Annotated in this window: 21 protein-coding genes and 1 rRNA gene; 16 read left to right on the top strand and 6 right to left on the bottom strand. The window is 27.2% G+C overall.

Annotated elements, in window-relative coordinates; genetic code table 4:
- Window positions 1–110: 110 nt before the first annotated feature.
- The 13 genes from recO (at window position 111) to JXZ90_RS01155 (ending at window position 10,108) form a co-directional block, all read left to right on the top strand.
- On the top strand, window positions 111–797 hold the full coding sequence (recO, locus tag JXZ90_RS01215; RefSeq protein ID WP_205848585.1) for a DNA repair protein RecO: 687 nt from the start codon (window positions 111–113) through the stop codon (window positions 795–797).
- Between the two features lie 321 nt (window positions 798–1,118).
- Window positions 1,119–2,606, top strand: coding sequence for a preprotein translocase subunit SecY (secY, locus tag JXZ90_RS01210; protein ID WP_205848584.1), 1,488 nt, complete (start codon window positions 1,119–1,121; stop codon window positions 2,604–2,606).
- Window positions 2,600–3,256 (top strand): nucleoside monophosphate kinase, encoded by a 657-nt coding sequence (locus JXZ90_RS01205; RefSeq protein WP_205848583.1) that lies wholly within the window; start codon window positions 2,600–2,602, stop codon window positions 3,254–3,256. Before secY ends, JXZ90_RS01205 begins: the two co-directional genes overlap by 7 nt.
- Before the next feature lie 46 nt (window positions 3,257–3,302).
- Entirely contained in the window at window positions 3,303–4,052 is a 750-nt protein-coding gene (gene map, locus JXZ90_RS01200) for a type I methionyl aminopeptidase (protein WP_205848582.1), read from the top strand.
- Window positions 4,053–4,067: 15 nt separating this feature from the next.
- Window positions 4,068–4,268 carry a translation initiation factor IF-1 gene (gene infA, locus JXZ90_RS01195; protein WP_371808124.1) on the top strand — a complete coding sequence of 67 codons (201 nt, stop codon included), beginning with the start codon at window positions 4,068–4,070 and terminating at the stop codon, window positions 4,266–4,268.
- A gap of 8 nt (window positions 4,269–4,276) precedes the next feature.
- Window positions 4,277–4,390 carry a 50S ribosomal protein L36 gene (gene rpmJ / locus JXZ90_RS01190; RefSeq protein ID WP_205848580.1) on the top strand — a complete coding sequence of 38 codons (114 nt, stop codon included), beginning with the start codon at window positions 4,277–4,279 and terminating at the stop codon, window positions 4,388–4,390.
- A gap of 6 nt (window positions 4,391–4,396) precedes the next feature.
- Complete coding sequence (gene rpsM, locus JXZ90_RS01185; protein ID WP_205848579.1) at window positions 4,397–4,765, top strand: 30S ribosomal protein S13; 369 nt, start codon at window positions 4,397–4,399, stop codon at window positions 4,763–4,765.
- 2 nt (window positions 4,766–4,767) lie between these two features.
- Window positions 4,768–5,157, top strand: coding sequence for a 30S ribosomal protein S11 (rpsK, locus tag JXZ90_RS01180; protein ID WP_205848578.1), 390 nt, complete (start codon window positions 4,768–4,770; stop codon window positions 5,155–5,157).
- A gap of 25 nt (window positions 5,158–5,182) precedes the next feature.
- A complete protein-coding gene (locus JXZ90_RS01175; protein WP_205848577.1) occupies window positions 5,183–6,196 on the top strand; it encodes a DNA-directed RNA polymerase subunit alpha in 1,014 nt (337 codons plus the stop codon).
- Window positions 6,196–6,567: a 50S ribosomal protein L17 gene (gene rplQ, locus JXZ90_RS01170; RefSeq protein ID WP_205848576.1), complete on the top strand. Its 372-nt coding sequence runs from the start codon at window positions 6,196–6,198 to the stop codon at window positions 6,565–6,567. The genes JXZ90_RS01175 and rplQ overlap by 1 nt, the downstream gene beginning before the upstream one ends.
- A gap of 257 nt (window positions 6,568–6,824) precedes the next feature.
- Window positions 6,825–7,649 (top strand): hypothetical protein, encoded by an 825-nt coding sequence (locus JXZ90_RS01165; protein WP_205848575.1) that lies wholly within the window; start codon window positions 6,825–6,827, stop codon window positions 7,647–7,649.
- A gap of 27 nt (window positions 7,650–7,676) precedes the next feature.
- Window positions 7,677–9,116 (top strand): sulfatase-like hydrolase/transferase, encoded by a 1,440-nt coding sequence (locus JXZ90_RS01160; protein ID WP_205848574.1) that lies wholly within the window; start codon window positions 7,677–7,679, stop codon window positions 9,114–9,116.
- A 536-nt stretch (window positions 9,117–9,652) separates the two neighbouring features.
- Window positions 9,653–10,108 (top strand): Sua5/YciO/YrdC/YwlC family protein, encoded by a 456-nt coding sequence (locus JXZ90_RS01155; RefSeq protein WP_205848573.1) that lies wholly within the window; start codon window positions 9,653–9,655, stop codon window positions 10,106–10,108.
- 54 nt (window positions 10,109–10,162) lie between these two features.
- Here JXZ90_RS01155 and rrf read toward each other — a convergent pair.
- Window positions 10,163–10,268, bottom strand: a 5S ribosomal RNA gene (rrf, locus tag JXZ90_RS01150).
- 167 nt (window positions 10,269–10,435) lie between these two features.
- On the opposite strand from rrf, the gene JXZ90_RS01145 reads away from it, so the two are divergent.
- The 3 genes from JXZ90_RS01145 (at window position 10,436) to JXZ90_RS01135 (ending at window position 12,963) form a co-directional block, all read left to right on the top strand.
- Window positions 10,436–11,404 (top strand): bifunctional oligoribonuclease/PAP phosphatase NrnA, encoded by a 969-nt coding sequence (locus JXZ90_RS01145; protein WP_205848572.1) that lies wholly within the window; start codon window positions 10,436–10,438, stop codon window positions 11,402–11,404.
- Window positions 11,404–12,381: a bifunctional oligoribonuclease/PAP phosphatase NrnA gene (locus JXZ90_RS01140; protein WP_205848571.1), complete on the top strand. Its 978-nt coding sequence runs from the start codon at window positions 11,404–11,406 to the stop codon at window positions 12,379–12,381. The genes JXZ90_RS01145 and JXZ90_RS01140 overlap by 1 nt, the downstream gene beginning before the upstream one ends.
- A 90-nt stretch (window positions 12,382–12,471) precedes the next feature.
- On the top strand, window positions 12,472–12,963 hold the full coding sequence (locus tag JXZ90_RS01135; protein ID WP_205848570.1) for a hypothetical protein: 492 nt from the start codon (window positions 12,472–12,474) through the stop codon (window positions 12,961–12,963).
- Window positions 12,964–13,216: 253 nt separating this feature from the next.
- On the opposite strand, the gene JXZ90_RS01130 is transcribed toward JXZ90_RS01135, so the two are convergent.
- The 5 genes from JXZ90_RS01130 to JXZ90_RS01110 are packed head-to-tail and all read right to left on the bottom strand — an operon-like array spanning window position 13,217 to window position 19,317.
- Complete coding sequence (locus JXZ90_RS01130) at window positions 13,217–14,962, bottom strand: hypothetical protein (protein ID WP_205848569.1); 1,746 nt, start codon at window positions 14,960–14,962, stop codon at window positions 13,217–13,219.
- A 7-nt stretch (window positions 14,963–14,969) separates the two neighbouring features.
- The gene (locus JXZ90_RS01125) at window positions 14,970–15,248 is read right to left on the bottom strand and encodes a hypothetical protein (protein WP_205848568.1); all 279 of its coding nucleotides are present in this window, start codon (window positions 15,246–15,248) and stop codon (window positions 14,970–14,972) included.
- Window positions 15,249–15,250: 2 nt separating this feature from the next.
- Window positions 15,251–16,231 carry a carbohydrate ABC transporter permease gene (locus tag JXZ90_RS01120; RefSeq protein WP_205848567.1) on the bottom strand — a complete coding sequence of 327 codons (981 nt, stop codon included), beginning with the start codon at window positions 16,229–16,231 and terminating at the stop codon, window positions 15,251–15,253.
- Window positions 16,170–17,240 (bottom strand): carbohydrate ABC transporter permease, encoded by a 1,071-nt coding sequence (locus JXZ90_RS01115; RefSeq protein WP_205848566.1) that lies wholly within the window; start codon window positions 17,238–17,240, stop codon window positions 16,170–16,172. The genes JXZ90_RS01120 and JXZ90_RS01115 overlap by 62 nt, the downstream gene beginning before the upstream one ends.
- Complete coding sequence (locus JXZ90_RS01110; RefSeq protein ID WP_205848565.1) at window positions 17,227–19,317, bottom strand: ATP-binding cassette domain-containing protein; 2,091 nt, start codon at window positions 19,315–19,317, stop codon at window positions 17,227–17,229. The genes JXZ90_RS01115 and JXZ90_RS01110 overlap by 14 nt, the downstream gene beginning before the upstream one ends.
- Between the last annotated feature and the right edge of the window lie 23 nt (window positions 19,318–19,340).

The following is a 19,340-nucleotide window of genomic DNA, read 5'->3' as shown; positions in this document are numbered from 1 at the left end:
ATTAATTTAGATTGATATAAATATATAATATGTATTTATAATTAACAATATATATGGAAAATCTATATTTATAAATTTTATATATAACATTTGTAAAATGTTGGAGAATTATGGCTGAAACTATTGAAAAAATGATTGTACTAAGCATCAAAGATAAACCCGAATCAGAATATGATTGCTATGTAGATGTTCTCACAAAAAACGGTACTAAAAGATTGCTTGCTAGAGGGATTAACAAACCTGAAAGTAAAAATAAGGCAAACTTAATGATTGGTTCAATTTCACAAATAGAGTATTTTAAATCTCGCTTGACTAACTCTATTTCAAGACTAAAGAAAGCTACTTTACTAAATGAAGTGGATTACTCTAATCCATTTAATTTAGTTTTTGTAAAAAAGGCAACTAATTTTTTAAAAAACTTTCAAGACCCTTGCCAAGATGTTTTTAAGGCGTACGAAAGAATACTTATTTTTCTAAATAAAGGGGATAAACAAGAATATCTTTTAACTTACTTATTAGGACAAAGTTTAAATTATTTCGGTATTGGAATTAATTTTTCATCATGTTCTGAATGTGATACCCCAAGTAACTTATGTGATTTTAAACTATATAAGGGAGGATTTTTGTGTGGAGAACATAAAGTTGAAATAAGATGAACAAAAGAATTAAAAAGTTACTACTATCTATTTAACAATTTAGATATATTTTTAGAGCAAACCTCCCCTGAAGTTAATCAGATATTATTTACTGAATTAGTAGATTACTTAACAAATAATGGAATATTTATAAATTTTTAGTTTTTACCTATAAAACAGCGTTTTACATAAAAAATATATTTAAATACAAATCTTATTTTTGCATATTTTTTTGGTTTAAATCATCTGGTTTCTTTTATTTATGAATTTAGTTTAAAAAAATATGTTCTTTTTATTTTAATTTATATATAATTACTTAGTTAAATTATTAGTTTTATTAATATACTTTTGTTTAATTTATATTTAAATTTAGTACCTTTAATTAAATGTCGAATAGATTAAATATTAGTGTATTGAAAGTCATAAACTATTTATGCATTTAGACGCTAAAAAGATATAAGTTTGAGAAGCAAAGGAGAACGAATGAAAAACTTTTTTAATAAATTAAATTTTTCTAGTGGTGTTTTAAAAATTAAGAATTGATGAAAAGGTTTTTGACAAAACAAAGATATCACTAAAAAATTTTTATGAACACTTTTGCTTCTCTCAATTTATTTGGTTATGACCACAATAAAAGCTCCATTTGTTAAAATAAAATCTTCTGAGAGAATTGAAGAAGATGTATTCTTCAACACTCTAAATTTAGTCGGCGGTGGAGGACTTAAAAATTTTAGTTTAGTTGCACTTGGGATTAGTCCATTCATTAATGCTAGTTTGATTATGTCCTTACTTCAAACAAGCGCATTTCCGGCAATTCAAAAATTAGGTCAAAGTGGACCTCAAGGCAGAAGAAAATTAAATGTTATTACACGTATCTTAACCTTGTTCATATCTGTACCACAAGCAATACTACTAACAAAGTCATTATCAATTGGACAAAATGGATTTATATCTATTGTTCCCGTTAATGGTGAAAGCACTCTAAATGTCACACAATATTTTTTATTGCCTATGATTCTTATTGGTGGTTCATTGTTTTCATTATTTTTAGCTGAACAAATTACTGATCGTGGAATCGGGAATGGAACTAGTTTAATTATTTTTGTTGGTATAGCATTTGGTTTACCTGCCCAATTTAAAGGTGCATTTAGTTATTTTGTTGGAACAGAAAACAATACAACATTATTTATCGGATCATTAAAACTACTAACATATATATTTGTCTATGCAACAGTAATATTTATTATTGGATTAATTTATAATAGTGAAAGACATATACCTATTCAACAAATAGGCGCCGGACGTAGCAGAAATATTAAAGAAATGGGTAAGTTGCCTATTAAATTAAATCCTGGTGGAATTATGCCTATAATTTTTGCAACTATGTTAATAAGCTTTCCATTAATGATAGCTAGAATATTACCACCGGGTAATGATGGAAAATTATGGATTGAAGCAAATATGAACTTCACCCAGCCAATAGGTCTTTCATTGCTTGTACTTGTCACGTTCTTCTTTAGTTTTATTATGGGTATTCAACAATCTAGAGTTGATAAAATTAGTGAAGATTTTGCCAAAAGTTCAACTTTTATTCCTGGCATTCAACCCGGTGAGCAAACGGAAGATTATCTAGTAAGTATTGTTATTAGACTGTCAATTTTTAGTGGATTTTATTTAGTTATCTTAGTTTCATTTAATTATTTGCAAACAATATTACTTGACTTTCCGCCAATAATTGCTTTTGGTGGAACAGGGATGATGATTTTGGTTAGTGTGTCTATTGAAACTATTCAACAATTTCAAGCACGCCGTAAGTCTATGAAACTTTCAAAACGTAAATCTATTTCTAGAAAAATTAGCGATAATATTTCGTATGAAAAATCATTTGGTGAATTTGGTGAATTTGCAAATGAAGACAAATCGAACAAGAAAACTTCTATTAAGAAAAATGAGGATGGCTTATTATGATAGAAAATAAAAATATAAATATTGTTTTTTTAGGTTCTCCAGGGGTTGGCAAGGGTACAGTTGCTGGGAACATAGCAGATAATGAAAATATCATTCATTTATCTACCGGAAGTATTTTTAGAGCTGAAATTGCTTCACAAAGTGAGTTAGGAAAGAAAATATCAGCTATTGTCAGTTCCGGAAAATATGTTACTGATGAAATAACTAATGAGATTGTTAGAAAAAAACTTATAGAATTAAACAAAGAAAATAAATCTGTAATTCTTGACGGATATCCAAGAACATTAGATCAGGCTGAATTTTTAGATTCTCTAGACTTTTTTAAGTATAGAGTTATAGAATTAGTTGCTCCAGAAGATCTTATTATGAAACGTCTTAATGGGCGTCGCTCATGTCCTAAATGTAAAAAAGGTTTTCACATTGAATTTATGCCAAGTAAAAATGGTGAAAGATGTGATAATTGCAACACAAAATTAATTACAAGAGCAGATGACTCAATTGAATCTATTAAAGTTAGAATGTCTGTTTATAATGAACAAACAAAACCGCTTCTTGATTACTATAAAAATAAAAATAATTTAACGGTTTTTGATGCAAGTGGTAAAGTTGAAGATATTGCAAGTAATATTAAAGATAAATTAGGTATAAAATAATTTCATTTTTATATTAGTAGTTATGGAGATTAATTAAAAATATATTATGATTACAATTAAAAACAAAAACGAAATTGAAAAAATTACAAAAAGTTGTCAAATCCTGGCAGAAGTTAAACAAGTTGTTTATGACTTTATAAGACCAGGTGTTTCATTAAAAGAAGTGGATTCAGTCGCTTTTAATGAAATAATTAAAAGAAATGTTAAACCAGCTTTTTTGGGAATGTATGGTTTCCCAAACACTGCTTGTATTTCTGTAAATGAAGAACTAATCCATGGTATTCCAGGGAACTACATCATAAAACCGGGCGACTTAGTTAAAGTTGATCTAGGTGTTATTTATGAAGGTTACTATTCAGATAGTGCTTTTACAAAAGGTGTCGGTTCAATAACTGAAGAAGACCAAAAAGTAATTGATGTTGCTAAAGAATCATTCTATGCCGGTTTAAATGCAATTAAACCCGGTGCTAGAGTAGGTGATATTAGTTATGCAGTCGGCAAAGTAATAAGAGATAATGGTTTATTTACTCCCGACGAATACTGCGGACACGGAATTGGTAGAGATCTTCATGAAGACCCTATGGTCTTTAATGATGGCAAACCAGGTACCGGAGAGCTATTAAAAGATGGTATGGTTATCTGTATTGAGCCTATGATTGTTCAGGGTTCAAAAAGAGTCAAGGTTAAAAGAGACAGATGAACTGTTTTTTCACCTTCAGGCAAGAAAACTGCCCATTATGAACATACAGTCTTAATTAAAAATGGTAAAGGCGTAGTATTAACGAAAGGAATTTAATTGGCAAAAGATGCTATTAAACTAAAAGCCGTTGTTAAAGAGTCTTATTCAACAGATGAGTATTCTGTCGAATTAGAAAACGGTATGTTAATTAAAGCTCATATATCAGGGAAAATGCGTGTACATCATATTCGTATTCTACCCGGTGACACAGTTGACGTAGAAATAAGTCCATATAATTTAAATCTTGGACGTATTACTTATCGTCATAAATAAGGAGAAATATGAAAGTAAGAGCTAGTGTTAAAAAAATGTGTAAAGATTGTCGCATTATTAAACGTAAAGGTGTTATTAGAGTAATTTGTAAATTACCTAAACATAAACAAAGACAAGGATAGGAAGATATGGCTAGAATTTTAAACGTTGAAATTCCAAACAATAAACGTGTAGTTATTAGTTTAACTTACATTTATGGTATTGGTAGAACAGTAGCAAGTGAAATTTGCAAAAAAGCAAATATTGACGAAAGCACAAGAGTTAAAGATTTAACTGAAGAACAATTATCAGCTATTCGTGAAGTTGCAAAAGCATATGTAACAGAAGGTGAATTACACCGTGAAGTTAGTCTTAACATCAAACGTTTGATGGAAATCAAATGTTATCGTGGTGTAAGACATCGTAAGGGATTGCCAGTTAGAGGTCAATGTACTCAAAAGAATGCTAGAACACGTAAGGGTCCTAGAAAAACAGTTGCAGGTAAGAAAGGTAAATAATAATGGCTAGAAAAACTAAAAAGAAAAATATAGTTAATGGTGTGGCTCACATCCACTCAACTAACCAAAATACTATTGTTACATTCGCAGATGAAAACGGTAATGTTATTGCTTGATCATCATCAGGAGCAATTGGTTACAAAGGTACAAAGAAAAAGACCCCTTATGCAGCAGGTTTAGCAGCCGCAGCAGCTTCAGAATCAGCTAAGGAACACGGAATTAAATCAGTTAGAGTTGAATTAAAAGGTTTAGGAGCTGGTAAGGATGCAGCTCGTAAACAAATTGAAGTTTCAGGAATTACAGTTACTGAAATTAAAGATGTTACACCAGTTCCTCACAATGGAACAAGACCTCCAAAACGTATCTTAAAACGTCTTAAACTTAAGAAATAATCAAATATAAAGGAGAAATTATCTAATGAAAAAAATGACAAAATTAGAATATATTCAAATACCTAAGAATGCTAATAGTGTTGAAAATGAAACTGTTTTTTCAGTTAAACCACTTGAAAGGGGTTTTGGTAAAACAGTTGGTGTTGCTCTTAGAAGAGTATTATTATCAAATATTACATCTCTAGGACTATTTGCAGTTAAGATTGAAGGCGTTGATCATGAATTTCAAACTATTCCAGGTGTTTTAGAAGATGTAACTGCTTTAATTATGAATCTAAGGAAAGTAAAATTTCAATATGATCCAAATTTAGTAGGTGATGACGATATTATCAAAGTTACTCTTAAGGCAAGCAATCCAGGAAGTGTTACATCAGGAAATCTTGAAGTAGCAAACTCAAGTATTGAAGTTATTAACAAAAACCAAGAAATTTGTAATTTAAGTTCTAAAGGTTCAATTAATTTAGAAATGTATCTACGTTCAGGTAGAGGGTTTGTTTCAAATGAAGAAAACAAAAAATTCATTTCTAATCCTTCACTATTTAGCGGAAAAATTGAATCTAAAATTAAAAAAGGAATTTTTATTGCAACTGATAGTAATTTTAGTCCTATTGAAAAAGTTAATTATACAGTTAGTGAATTAAACACCTCATCAAACCAAATTGAAGAAGAGTTATTATTTACAATAATTACCGATGGTACTATAGATTCTAAAATTGCTATTCAACAAGCTTGTGAAATTTTAGTAAGTCACTTTAAATTAATTGGTGATGTTGATGAAATGAAATTAGAAGTTTTTGAAACAGCTATTGAGGAAGAACTAGAAAAAGAAGATACTGATATTGATATCAATTCATTAAACCTTTCAGTTCGTTCATTAAATGCTTTAAGAAATATTGGGAAAACCAAATTAAGTCAAATAGCTTCTATGACTTATGAACAATTGGAACAAACTAAAAATCTTGGTGCTAAATCACTTGAAGAAATAATTTCAAAACTTAAAGAATATGGTTATGAATTAAGTAAGGGAGGAGACGAATAATGGCTAATCCAATTCAAATATATAAAAGAGATAGTAAGTGAAGAAAAGGGGTAATGCGTAATTTAGTAAGCGAATTATTCCTACATGGTCGTATAACAACAACTCTAACCCGTGCTAAAGAACTTAGAAGACATGCTGAAAAACTAATTACAAAAGGTAAAAATAAAACTTTATCAAATATTCGTCTTGTTGCAAGTTTCCTTCGTCCACTTGAAGTTGAAACAAAAAAAGATAAAAAAGATTTAGTCAAATATTTATTTGATGATATTGCACCTAAATACGCAAAAAGAAATGGCGGATACACAAGAATCATTAAATTGCCTAATCGTAGAGGTGATAACACAACTATGGCAATTATTGAACTAGTTTAGCTAAACTTTTATAATAAAGCTTTAATTAATAATAAAAAATAGAACTTATTTTAGGTTCTATTTTTTATTATTTTTTAGATACTTAAACACAGTTAGAAAAAGTCTTGTATTTTTTAAATTAAAAATATAAATATAAAAAGCTACTACATAATAAATAAGTTTTGTTATTAATTATTAATCCTTATGGTATAAATTTAATTACATATTTTTATTATAATAAGTCAAATTTAGAGAATTAGAGAAAAGGAAACTTAATAATGAGTAAAAAAAACAAAGAATTTAACTTTTCTAAAAAAATAATAAATGGACTTATTTTTTCGAGCATATCTCTATTATTATTTCTAACCAGTTTAATAGTATATATTATTGGTAATCATATACTGTGAAATAGCGGTTCTAACGAAGTTGATTTCTTAATATTATTTTTAAAATGGTTAATTCCATGAGTTTTTATCACATTGATAGCTTTTTCTACAAATATTTCAACTGCAATATTTTTATTTCAAATTTTAAGAAGAATTGATTATAATGAGAAAAAAATCAAGTGATTATATATAACATCTATTATCGGAATTTTATTATCATTTGCAAAAATAATAATTTTTTATAAACTTTTTAGAATGAAACTATCATCAAATAATAAAGAAAATAATTCAGTTTTCTTACTTAAAAAAAATAATGTAAGTAAAAACAACCTAATCTTTAACAAAATTGCAATACTGGGAATTGTATTTTGAACTATTAAAGTATTAACATTATTATGTATTATAATATACATCTGCGTTGTGACGAATATATCAATGTTCTACTTTTTTGAAAAAGTAAGAGAGGTGATGAGAAGTTGAAAAAATGTTAGCGCTTTTTTAAATAAATATGTTTATTTCTTAGTATTATTTCTATTATCATCCACAGGTTTATTTATTGTTAAATTAATAGTTTTCATCAAACTTAAAAAACAAGATAATGTATCTAGTTTAGAATTGGAGTTATCAAAAATAGGTGCATTCTTTATAGATAAATGTAGTTTAGCAATATTTTTAATATCTTTAAACAATTCAAAAATAAATAAAATTAAAAACTAAAATAGTTTAATTTTAGTAAAGGTTCATATGAAGACAGTTAGAAAATTATTAATACCTATTGCATTAGTTACAACAATGCCAGCCATATTTGCAAGTTGTAGTTTAAATAAGTTTAGAAAATCAACAAATATTTTTTCTAAAAATTATGTTGATACCCATAAAGTTAAAATTAAAACTCCAAATAAAAAACATAATTTAATATATATAACCGTGGAATCATTAGAGTCAACTGTTTTAGATGAAAAAGATGGTGGAAAGTTAAAAAATGGCTCTAACATAATGCCCGAATTAACAAAACTTGCTAAAGAAAATGTTACCTTTGCACAAGGAGATAACCTAGCTGGTCCATATGTTTTTGATTGAAGTGATGATACCATAAGAGGGTTCGTGTCTCAATCATCTGGCATTCCCCTTAAAGATCCTTGAAAGGTTGAGGAAAAAGGTAAAATTTTTTTTCCTAAAGTAAAAACCACCAGCGATATTTTGTTTGAAAATGGATATAATAATTATTTTATAGCCGGACATGATGTTGATTATGCAAATCATTCAGGATATTTAAAATCGCACCACTATCATTGATATGATTTTAAAGGCGGAAGTATTGATGACGATGACTTGGATATACATTATTCAACAGGAGCAGGAAAATACTATTTAGATAATAAACAATTAGATGATTCTCATTGAGGTAAGGAAGAACAAATAGATGGCACCTGAGAAATTCCAAAAGAATATCTTGGCAGATGAGGATACAAAGATCCATTATTATTTAAAAATGCTCAACGAATATTAAATAATCTCTCTAAAGAATCAAAACCATTCAATTTGCAAATTTTGACTGTAGACACTCATAGACCACACGGTGACAGTATCACCGGAAAAAGTTTGAATGGTATTGATTTAGCCAAAAAGTTTCCGCATCATACTAAAAATATGGGTGATAAAAATAGTGTTGAATCAATAAAAGATATCGATGAAACTATTGATATGGAAGAATCTTTTAGATATATTTCATTTTTAATTAATGAATTTATTGATTGATGTAAACAACAAGATTGATACGAGAATACAACAATAGTAATTTCTGGAGACCATTTAAGTATGGATGAGGGGACAAAACAATATTATTATGGAACTTATAATAAAGAAGGGTATTTTACAAAATTCAATAAAAATGGTAAAAAGCAAGAAAATAGAAAAGTTTATAGTACTATAATAAATCCTTCTAAGGAATTAAAATATGACCCAAAAAGATTAAAAAACAGAAAATTTTCAACACTAGATCTATTTCCGACAACAATAGCTGCTTTAGGTTTTGAAATTGAAGGTAATAAACTAGGACTTGGGACAAATTTATTTTCAGGTGAAAAATCCTTACCAGAAAAATATGGATACAAATATATTAATGAAGAATTTAATAAAAGATCACACTTTTATAATAATTTGTGTTTTGGCCAAGATGATTAATTTAAAACAATATTTAGCATCCTAAAAGATGTTTTTATTATTATTTATAACATCTACTATTGAAATTTTTATATTAATTGTTATATAACTTTTAATTGAATTTTTAGAAGTTATCTAATTTTCTTTTTCTTTGCTATTAATTTGTATAATCATTCACATTAGTAGTAAAACGAAAAAAATACATCCCATTTATATGACTTAATTAATTTGTATAATCATTCACATTAGTAGTAAAACATCAATACGTTTTTATGTAATTATTATTGCAATAAATACTATTAGAAAACTATAAATAATATTTGATATTTATTAATTGTAATCTCGTTAATAATATATAGACAATTACAGTAATAAGTATTTAAATAATGCCTATTTTATTTAACATTAGTTTATTATAATGCTCAATAAAATAATTTTTATGCTAATTTTAAAACTTATATGGGTGATTATGTAAATTGGTAAGCTAAATAATTCTAAAAGTAGTTTTTTGAATTTATATCCAGCATTAGAATATTTATTCTATAATAATTACTATTATGAATTTTAAAGATATATTTATTTGTACAACAGATACTGTTACAGGTCTAGGTGGACCTATTTCTCAAGAAACTCTTGATGCAATTTACACCATTAAAAAAAGACCTCTTACTAAAAAAATAATGATTTTAGTCGGATCTGTTGATCAAGCTAGAAAATTTAAAGAGTGGAATAAAGAAGCTGATTTATTTGCTGAAAAATACTGGCCAGGAGCTTATTCGGTTGTTGTTAATAAGCAAGGTTTTAGAATGCCTAATAACAAACAGTTAATTGATTTTTTATTAAAACATGGTCCTTGTTATGTAACTAGTGCAAATATCTCTGGTCAAGAACCACTTCAATTAAATGAAGCTAAAAAAATATTCACTGAAATAAAGAATTTTTATGACTTTGGGAGTGGCTCAAATGAAGCTAGCAAGATATTTAATATAGATACAAATGAATGAATAAGATAGGTTAAGTAATAACTTATCTTTTTTTATTTATATTTTATGTAAAAAAAAGAATAAAAAAAGCGGCGCCCTATTTTCGCATCTCTGCTATCGTCGGCACTAAGAGGCTTAACTACTGAGTTCGGAATGGTATCAGGCGATCCCTCTTGCTATAACCACTGATAATATAATAGTACTTTTTAAAATAATTCAAAGAAATTTTTTTATTTTTTTTAAAATATTTTTTCTTGCACTATTTATACCAAAAGGTAATAAAATAAACTGTTCTACTTGTTACTTTTAGTAATCTAGTAAAATATTATATACATAAATATTAAAATAAGGAGAAATATGAAAATAGGAACATACAAAGATGCACTAAAAGCTATTGAAGAAGCAGATAATATTATTATTTATCATCATAAAAGACCAGACGGAGATTGTTTAGGATCGCAAGCCGGTTTGGCTGAATTTATAAGAACAAACTACCCTAAGAAAAATGTTTTTACTCCAGGTAATAATATGAATATATTTAATTTTATGGATTATAAATATGATAATCCTAATAATATTAATTATAAAAATTCATTAGGTATTGTTGTTGATGCTTCATCAAGCGATAGGATCGAAGGTGCAGAAGCTTTAGTTGATAACAAACACACCAAAACACTAAGGATTGATCATCATCCAAATGATAGTGATATTAAATATGACTATTTATGAGTTGATGAACATTATGTAGCAGCTGCAGAAATGATTGCTGAGTTAGCTCAAAAATCAAATTGAAAAGTAAATAAAAAAGCAGCAGAACATACATTTTTAGGAATAATAACTGACTCGGGGCGTTTTTTATATGAAGATACTTCATCAAGAACTCACCAATTAGCTTCGTTTCTTTATGAAAAAGGATCAATTGATGCTCAAAAGATTTTTAAAGAGTTAAACAAAAGAACTACAGTTGATATCAAATATGTTGGTGATATATTATCTAATTTCAAAAAAAGTGGAAGAGTTCTTTACTATTTAGTTACTAAAGCTAAACAAGCGGAATATGGATTTAATGACCAATATTCCGCAATATTTGTTAATGAGCTAGCAAACATTGAAGATAATAACTGTTGAGCATTTTTTGTTGAACTAGAGGATGGCAAAATTAGAGGTCGTTTAAGATCTAATGGTCCACTTGTAAATGAAGTTGCAAGAAAATATAATGGCGGTGGTCATGCAAATGCTGCTGGTTGTACTTTAGATTCTTGGGATCAAGTTGATGATGTTTTAGCAGATTTAAACTTAGCCATTAAGAAGTGAGAGGAAAAATAATGATTATTGGTACATGAAAAGACGTAACTAAAAAAATTGAAAAGTATGATTCAATTGTAATTTTTCATCACATTCGCCCTGATGGTGATTGTTTAGGTAGCCAATTTGGGCTTAGAGAATTAATAAGAATTAATTATCCAAATAAAAAAGTTTATGCAGTAGGCGATAATAAAGGAATTTTCTCAGATTTTCTAGATTTAGACTTTGATAATGTTCCTTCAGATGAGATTTTAACTCATTCATTAGGTGTTGTTGTGGATGCTAACTTTAAGGAAAGATTAGAATCAAGAGAAATTTTAGATAAAAATCTATTTGCTGAAACTATTAGAATTGATCATCACCCAAATGATGATGATTTAGATAAATGTACTCGCTGAGTTGAATCTAAGAGAATTGCGGCAGCTGAAATGATTATTGAATTAGCGTTTCAAAATAAATGAAAAATAAACGAAAGGGCTGCAAACTTTATGTTTCTTGGCACAGTAACTGATAGTGGAAGATTTCTATTTTCTGATACATCAGCTAGAACTCATGAATTAGTATCATATCTATATAAAAATAATTTAAATGCAGAAAAAATATTTAGTGGATTATCAAAAACTAGATTAAAAGACCTAAAAATTCAACAAATATTAGTTTCAAACTTGAAAATGAGAGATCTAGTTGCTTACACATTTATAGATCAAAAAACAATAAGAGAACTAGGCACCGATGCTAACAACGCAACTAGACCAAATATTATTGGAAATATTGAAGATTCGAGATTATGAGTTCAATTTACTGAAGAGGAAGATGGTCGCTTAAGAGTTGAATATAGATCTAATGGACCTTGTGTGCGTAATGTCGCTGTTAAATGAGGCGGCGGAGGTCACGAAAGAGCAAGTGGTTGCATGGCAAAATCATTTGATGATGTGGAAAAAATTATTGATGATTGCGTACTAGAAGTTAAGCATTATTTAGCTGAAAATAAAAAATAGAAACAACTGTTTCTTTTTTTATCTCAATTATTCTTTTTTAAATTGTAATATGTGTTTTGGTTTAATTTATTATAATTATTTAATATGAATATGAAAAGAACTAGAAGAGTAAGAAAAACAAAACAATCTAAAAAAATATTTTTGGCAACTATGGGACCAAAAAAAATTATTATAGCTAATATGATTTTAATTGGCATTCTTTACATTCTTATAGCATCAAGCCTTGTTTCAATATTATTTGACCAACTAAAGATATTTGGATTTTTTATGTTTTTAGGAGCCGTTGATTTACTTATATTAATTTCATTTATTTCAATGCTTCTAATAGAACTAAAAAACAAAAAATGATATTATTTTTTCACGATTATTCTTATTGGAATATTTTTAGTATTTACAGTATCTTTTGCTGGTTGTTGATTATTATTAAATGAGTTAAATAATTCAAATGATATTGTTCAACGAACATCAACAGATAAATGAGAAAAAGATACAAATATTTTCTTTGATGAAAGTAAATTAGAAGTTACAAAATCTATTCAAATGGAAGAAGCAGACATAGTTGATTCTAAGGATTCTAAGTAAGATTTTTAAAAAACTACTATTTAATTAACTATTAACAAAATTTAGTTTCGAAAATTCGGAACTTTTTTATTAAATTATCTTTTAAAAGCTTAAAAACAAATTTTAAAAAAATATCATAAGTGAAGTTAATTATTTTAATTTTGCTGCTAAGTAGGTTATTTTAGACATTCAAAATATTTTAAACTTAAAATAACCAATTTAAAAGTAAAAAAAAGTTTCCAGTTAGGAAACTAATTTAATTAAGTTGATAAAATTATTTTTTAAAATGAGAATATTGTTCACTTAATTTAAGTATATCTATTAAGGCGTGATTTGCATTACTTCCATGAACATATAAATTAGAGAATGTATCAAATTCTAAATTTTTTATTTTTTTACAAAATTCAACATCTTGTAAGTTAGCATCTTCAAATACTCAATCTTGTGGTAATTGGTCTAAAATTGTAGGACTAGAAATATTATTAGGATCTTTTTTCAAATCACTTAAGATATCGTAGATTTTTCATGATTTAGAATTTTCGTCATATTTTTCAAAGAAGTGCTTGATTTCATTATTTTTCTTATCATAAGCAGCTAATATTTGTATTTGATCAACACCATTGAAAAACAAGACATTTCCTAGAAATGAGGTAACATATTCAACTCGTGATCCATATTCTTTCATTGTATTAATTGTTTTAATAACATATTTATATTCAGTTGGTCATTCATCCTTAAGGTTTACTAGATCAACAATTAATGATTTTTTTCTATCTTCATCATCTGATGATTTTGCTAATTTTTCATGTTTTTTAATAAATTTAATTGGACTTAATATGTATTCTTTAAATTCTTTAGAACCAAACTTTATATCTTTTTTAAAAATTTTGGCTTTAAAAGTATTTTTATTTTCATAGTTATCATCTGAGTTTTCAAGTGGATATAATAAAGGTAAGGCACTTAGAGCTCCAAAATCTTCATTATCACTTTTAATTTTTATATTGTATTCTAGTGCAGTTTTAACAAGAGCTAAATACATTTCATCAAATGTTTTTTTATCTGATATAGCTTTTGAAAATTTATCAAAATAAGTTTTATCGATTGAATTGTGCGAAATTTCCAATGAACGCAATGCAGTATATTTCATGTATGTTGAATCAAACGAAAATACATTTTTAGCATTGTAAATATAATTTAGAGCATATGTTGTATCTCTAAAGTAATGCATCATTACTTCATTAACTCTTGAAAATTTTGGAATATATTTTATAACATTGCTATCTGGGTTTGTTGCTGGTGTTCATGGGAACTTAATAAAATGATCTCTTAATTCTAGAAATTTTGAATTAGAAATAATTTCTGCTAGATATTTCTCAGCTTCAAGTTCTTTAGAAACATTTTTTAAAATAATATTTACTTTTTCTTCAAATAATTTTATAACGCTTGCATCATTAGAAGGATAAAGTAATGATTTGAAATTATTTTCTAGTTTGTTTATTTCTTCATTAAATATTTTTATTTTTTCTTCATATTCTTTTAATTGTTGATCTGTGGCACCCGATCCAGGTTTTACTGGTTTAGTTGTATATTTAGTTTCTAAATTAGTTCTAGCGCTATTTAATTTTTCAGAAATATTTGGTAATAGATTGTTTACATAAAAGTCATTGATAAATTGTTCATTATTTACTAATATGTTTTGCAATTGAGTTTCAATATCTTTAGATTTATTAATTAATTGAGGGATTAAATCAACATTATTTTCGTAAGTTTTAATTAAAATATTTATTTCGCTATTTATTTTATTTAGAGTTTGCAAAATAGAATTAATAGCTATTTTTTTATCATCATAGTATTTTTTAGGATTATATTCTCCGACGCTTACAAAATGATTGTTTTTAGCAAATACGTTAGCTTTTTTAACAACTGGATCAACTGTAAACAAACAACTAACTGAAGTCATTGGTAAAAATATAGTTGAAGCGCTTAATATTCCTAGTGTATAAAGTTTATTCTTTTTCATATAACTCCTATATTATGGCACTATAATGCCAACTCTTAATTCCTGCATAAATAATATATGTTCCTATAAGTAAAACAAATGATGAAAAGAAAATTAAACCAATTGCATACTCTTTTTCTCTATATGCTTGACTAACTAGACGTTGTTCTATTTCAACTAGTTCATTAGTTCTGATTATTAGATTTGCGTTTTTTATTACAATTATTGAAAGAATGGTTACAATCGAAGCAGCTATTGTTAAAAATAATCAAAATATAGTTTTAAATTTTACATTTATTTTTTTCATAACTACCCCTTAATTGCACTACCTTGTCTTGAAATTGATCTCATAATTCTTTTTCTAAATAAGAAGTAGAAGATAAACATTGGTGCTACAACCAAAATAGCTCCTGCCATCTTTATACTTTGAAGAATTTTTTCTTCTCCACCTATTTCAATTCTACCAACACCAAATAGTCAAACTGACATAATTTGATAGTCAGTACCCGCCACTAGCGCTGGTCATAAATATGAGTTTCATGACGCAATTGTTGTTAGAATAACGACAGTTAAAGTTGTAGGTGTTACCATTGGAACTGCTATTTTAAAGAAATATTTCATTCCTACAGCTCTATCAACCATCGCAACTTCTTTCATTCTCTTAGGAATAGCCTCAAAAGCATTTCTAAACATAAGTGCTGTAAATATTGAAGCTATAAATGGAATTGCAATAATTGTAATAATACCCATGAAATCTTTTTTTCATCCTATAGAGTTGTCAATTTTAGTAACAACGTAGTATTGCCCATTTAATAAAGCAACTTCAGGAAGAACTAATAATGCTATGAAGATGGTTCATACAATGTTTTTACCTTTTCATTGTTTTAAGCTGAAAGCATATCCACAGAGCATTGTGACAAATAATTTAGTTACTATCGAGAATAAAACATTGGTAAATGTTAGTCCAAAAGAGAATCAATATGATTTACCAGTTGCTGTTTCTGAAGCGGCCGCTGAGAAGTTAGATCACTCTAAACTTTCAGGTCAAAAAGTAAAATTATTTTTTAAGTTATCTGCTTGATCAACTGGCATTAAGGAAATCGAGAGCATAAAAGCAAATGGGAATATTATAATAAGGCCGAAAAATACAAGAGCAGTTAATTTAAGGAAACTAGATATTAGCAGCGCAAATAAAGAGGTGTCTCTAACTTGTTTAGCTGTGTACTCTTTATTTTTTCTGAGTTTGATATCTAATCATTTCTTCTGAATTTTTAATTTTATTTCAAACATTATTTTCTCCTAAGTTTATTGAAAATTTAACTACTGTATTAAATCCACCTCTTATTAAAAATGAGTATGTTATTCCTATTACAAATAATAAAATAGATGCTGCTGCAGCGAAGGCAAATTGGCCACTTTGAGTGTAACTATAAACCATTAACATAAGTGTTGAAGCACCATTAGCAATTGCTTGTTCAGGTTTATTTTCAAATAAAGCAAGTGGGAAAACCTTAACACCACCAATTATTCCCATAGTTATTAAAAAGGTTGTTGTCGACTTAATTGAAGGCAAGGTTATTGTGAAGAATTGCTTAATTCCTCCTATCCCATCAATAGATGCTGATCTATATTGGTTTTTATCAACTGATAGCATTGCAGTTGTAAATATTAAGACGTTGAATGCCAATCCGTTTCAAACACCTTGAATTATCATGGGAAGTAGCGGTTTTAAAGAATAAGTTTCTGAAGCTACAAGTCATGGATAATTATCTTTATTTATTACTGAGTTAAACATTCCGTGAGGAGCAAAGAACTGAATAAATGAAAGAGATACTGCAACTATATTTGTAATATAAGGAAGGAAAAATATAGTTTGCCAAAATCCTTTAGCTGTCGCTCTATATAAACTAGCTATAAGAGAACTAATTATTAAACTTATTCCTATTACAAACGGTAGGACAATAATTCCATACATTAAACTATTTTTAAAACCTACCGCAAATGCTGGGGATTCTATAAGAGTTTTAAAGTGTTCAACGTGTGCAGAGGTAGGCAATTTGTCTTTCGTTGTGAAAAAAGCAAATTTAATATTTAGGATAAATGGCACAATTGTAAACATTATAATAACTATAAGTGTTGGTACCAACAATGAAACCGGTTTTCAAAGTGGAGTTTCTTTATCGACAACGCTCATTGATAGAGAAGTTGTTTTTTTATTTGCTTGTTTTTTTAAAGAAAATTTAAATAGTCAAGGAAATTTACAAGCTACTCTTGATCAAAAGCCATTACTTGATTTCATACTCAACTCTTTCCTCTGTTACTTTGTCAAAGATGTGAAGACGATCAACTGGTAAGTTAAAGTAAATATTATCTCCAACTTTATAGTCAAGTTTATTATCAATTAAGAAGTTTATTGGAGTTTCATCTTCCAATAGCACAATAAGTTTACTTTCTTTACCGAAGTTTTCAACTGTCTTAATTAAAGCCTTAAATTGATATTTATCAGTTTTCTTTTTCAAGATGAAATCTTCAGCTCTTACACCTATTAAAAGATCTTTACTATTGCTATTTAATAGTTTAATACCTTTAATTTCTTTATCATAAATTGTAATTTTATTATTAACGTTTTTAGCTTCTAGCAATCCCATTTCTGGCATGCCTAAGAATCTGGCCACAAATTTATTTTTAGGTTTGTTGTATAAATCCATTGGTGAACCAATTTGTTGAACTTTAGCCATACTCATGCAAATTATAGTATCGCTAATTGACATAGCTTCTTCTTGGTCGTGAGTAACAAAAACTGTTGTAATTCCTAATTTTTGTTGAATGTCTCTAATTCATTGTCTTGTTGAAATTCTTAATTTAGCATCAAGATTAGAAAGTGGCTCATCCATTAATAAGATTTTTGGCTTCTTAACAATTGCACGAGCTATAGCAACACGTTGTTGTTGTCCACCAGAAAGTCTTGTAGGTTTTTTTTGTAGAATAGGAAGTATTTCAACTCTTTCAGCAACTTCCATAACCTCATTGTGAATTCATTTTCTTATAGAAATATTTTTCTTTGATAATTCAATTATTTTATCTCTATCTTCTTTTGATAAATTAAGATTCTTTTGTTCATTATCTTGTTTAATAACTTCAATTAAATTGTATTTAGAATAAAGTTCATTACGAACTTCAGTTAATTCATCACGAGCTATATTTTTGATAATTTTTCTATTTTTCTTTAATTGTATTAATTTTGAGTCATTTTTTTTCTTATCTTTATATTTTCTTTTTTCTTCGTTTCTAATTGTTTTTTTCTCTAGAATTAATTTTTCATAATGGTTTGTGTAATTAATAACGTTAATGTTGAAGTTATATCTTATTTCTTCTTTTTTAGCTTTATAGAGAGTTTTTTCAAAAAGTAACTGTTCATCAAGAGTTAAAGTATTTTTATCAAAAGCGTTTAATTCGCTAATAATTTGATTTACTGAATCTAAGTTATTTTTATATGTATTCAAGTCCTTCTTATTGTTTTTATTTATTAAGGCAAATTTATCAATAATTGGATTTAGTGTTGATTTAGTTAAATCATATTTTTCATATAGTTTATTCGCTTTTTCAATTTTGATCTTATCTTTAATAAGTTTCTTTTGAATTTTGTAATTTTCTTTTAACGAATTAATTTTCTTTAAAGAATCTTTTGAGTTTAAATTTAATGAAGCTGAATAACGCACTTTAGTCATTTTGTAGTCATTTGTAGCATTTTCATATTCTTTTATTAAATTAATTTGATATTTTTGATATTCAGAATCCAGAACCTTAGATATATTGTTGTATTGGTGTCATGCTTTATTTAATTTAGTAATTTCTTCTTCACTAGCTCCTAAATGTTTTAGATAAATATTTTTAATTTCCAAAATTGCAGTATTTTTTTTAAAAATTATTTTTCTTTTTCAATCAATGTCATTTCTTAAAGGGAATGCAATATTATCATAAACACTCATATGTGGATACAACGCATAGTTTTGAAAAACAAAACCTAATTTACGTTTTTGAGGGGGTAATGATGTAACATCTTTTCCACCAAAAAGCACCTTACCACTAGTTATTGTTAAAAGACCTGAAATAGCATTAAGAGCCGTTGTTTTTCCTGAACCTGATGGACCAAGCAATGTAACTAATTGACCGTCATGAATTTTAAAACTAACATCATCAACAGCTAGTGTTTCTCCAAAGTCTATAAATATATTTTTAAGTTCAATTGCGGGAATTTCTTTTTTGTTTTCTCAAAATTCTTCCATAGAATCAACAATTCTTAAGTATTCATTATATTGTTCTTTAGTATATTTTTGAGCAGAATTATTATTATCCACTGAATTTATATTAGCCATAAATCTCCTTTTTATTTACTTTA

This window comes from Mycoplasma sp. Mirounga ES2805-ORL (genome assembly GCF_017084445.1).
Taxonomy (GTDB): Bacteria; Bacillota_I; Bacilli_A; order Mycoplasmatales; family Metamycoplasmataceae; genus Mycoplasmopsis.
This window is presented reverse-complemented; position numbering and strand designations above follow the sequence as displayed.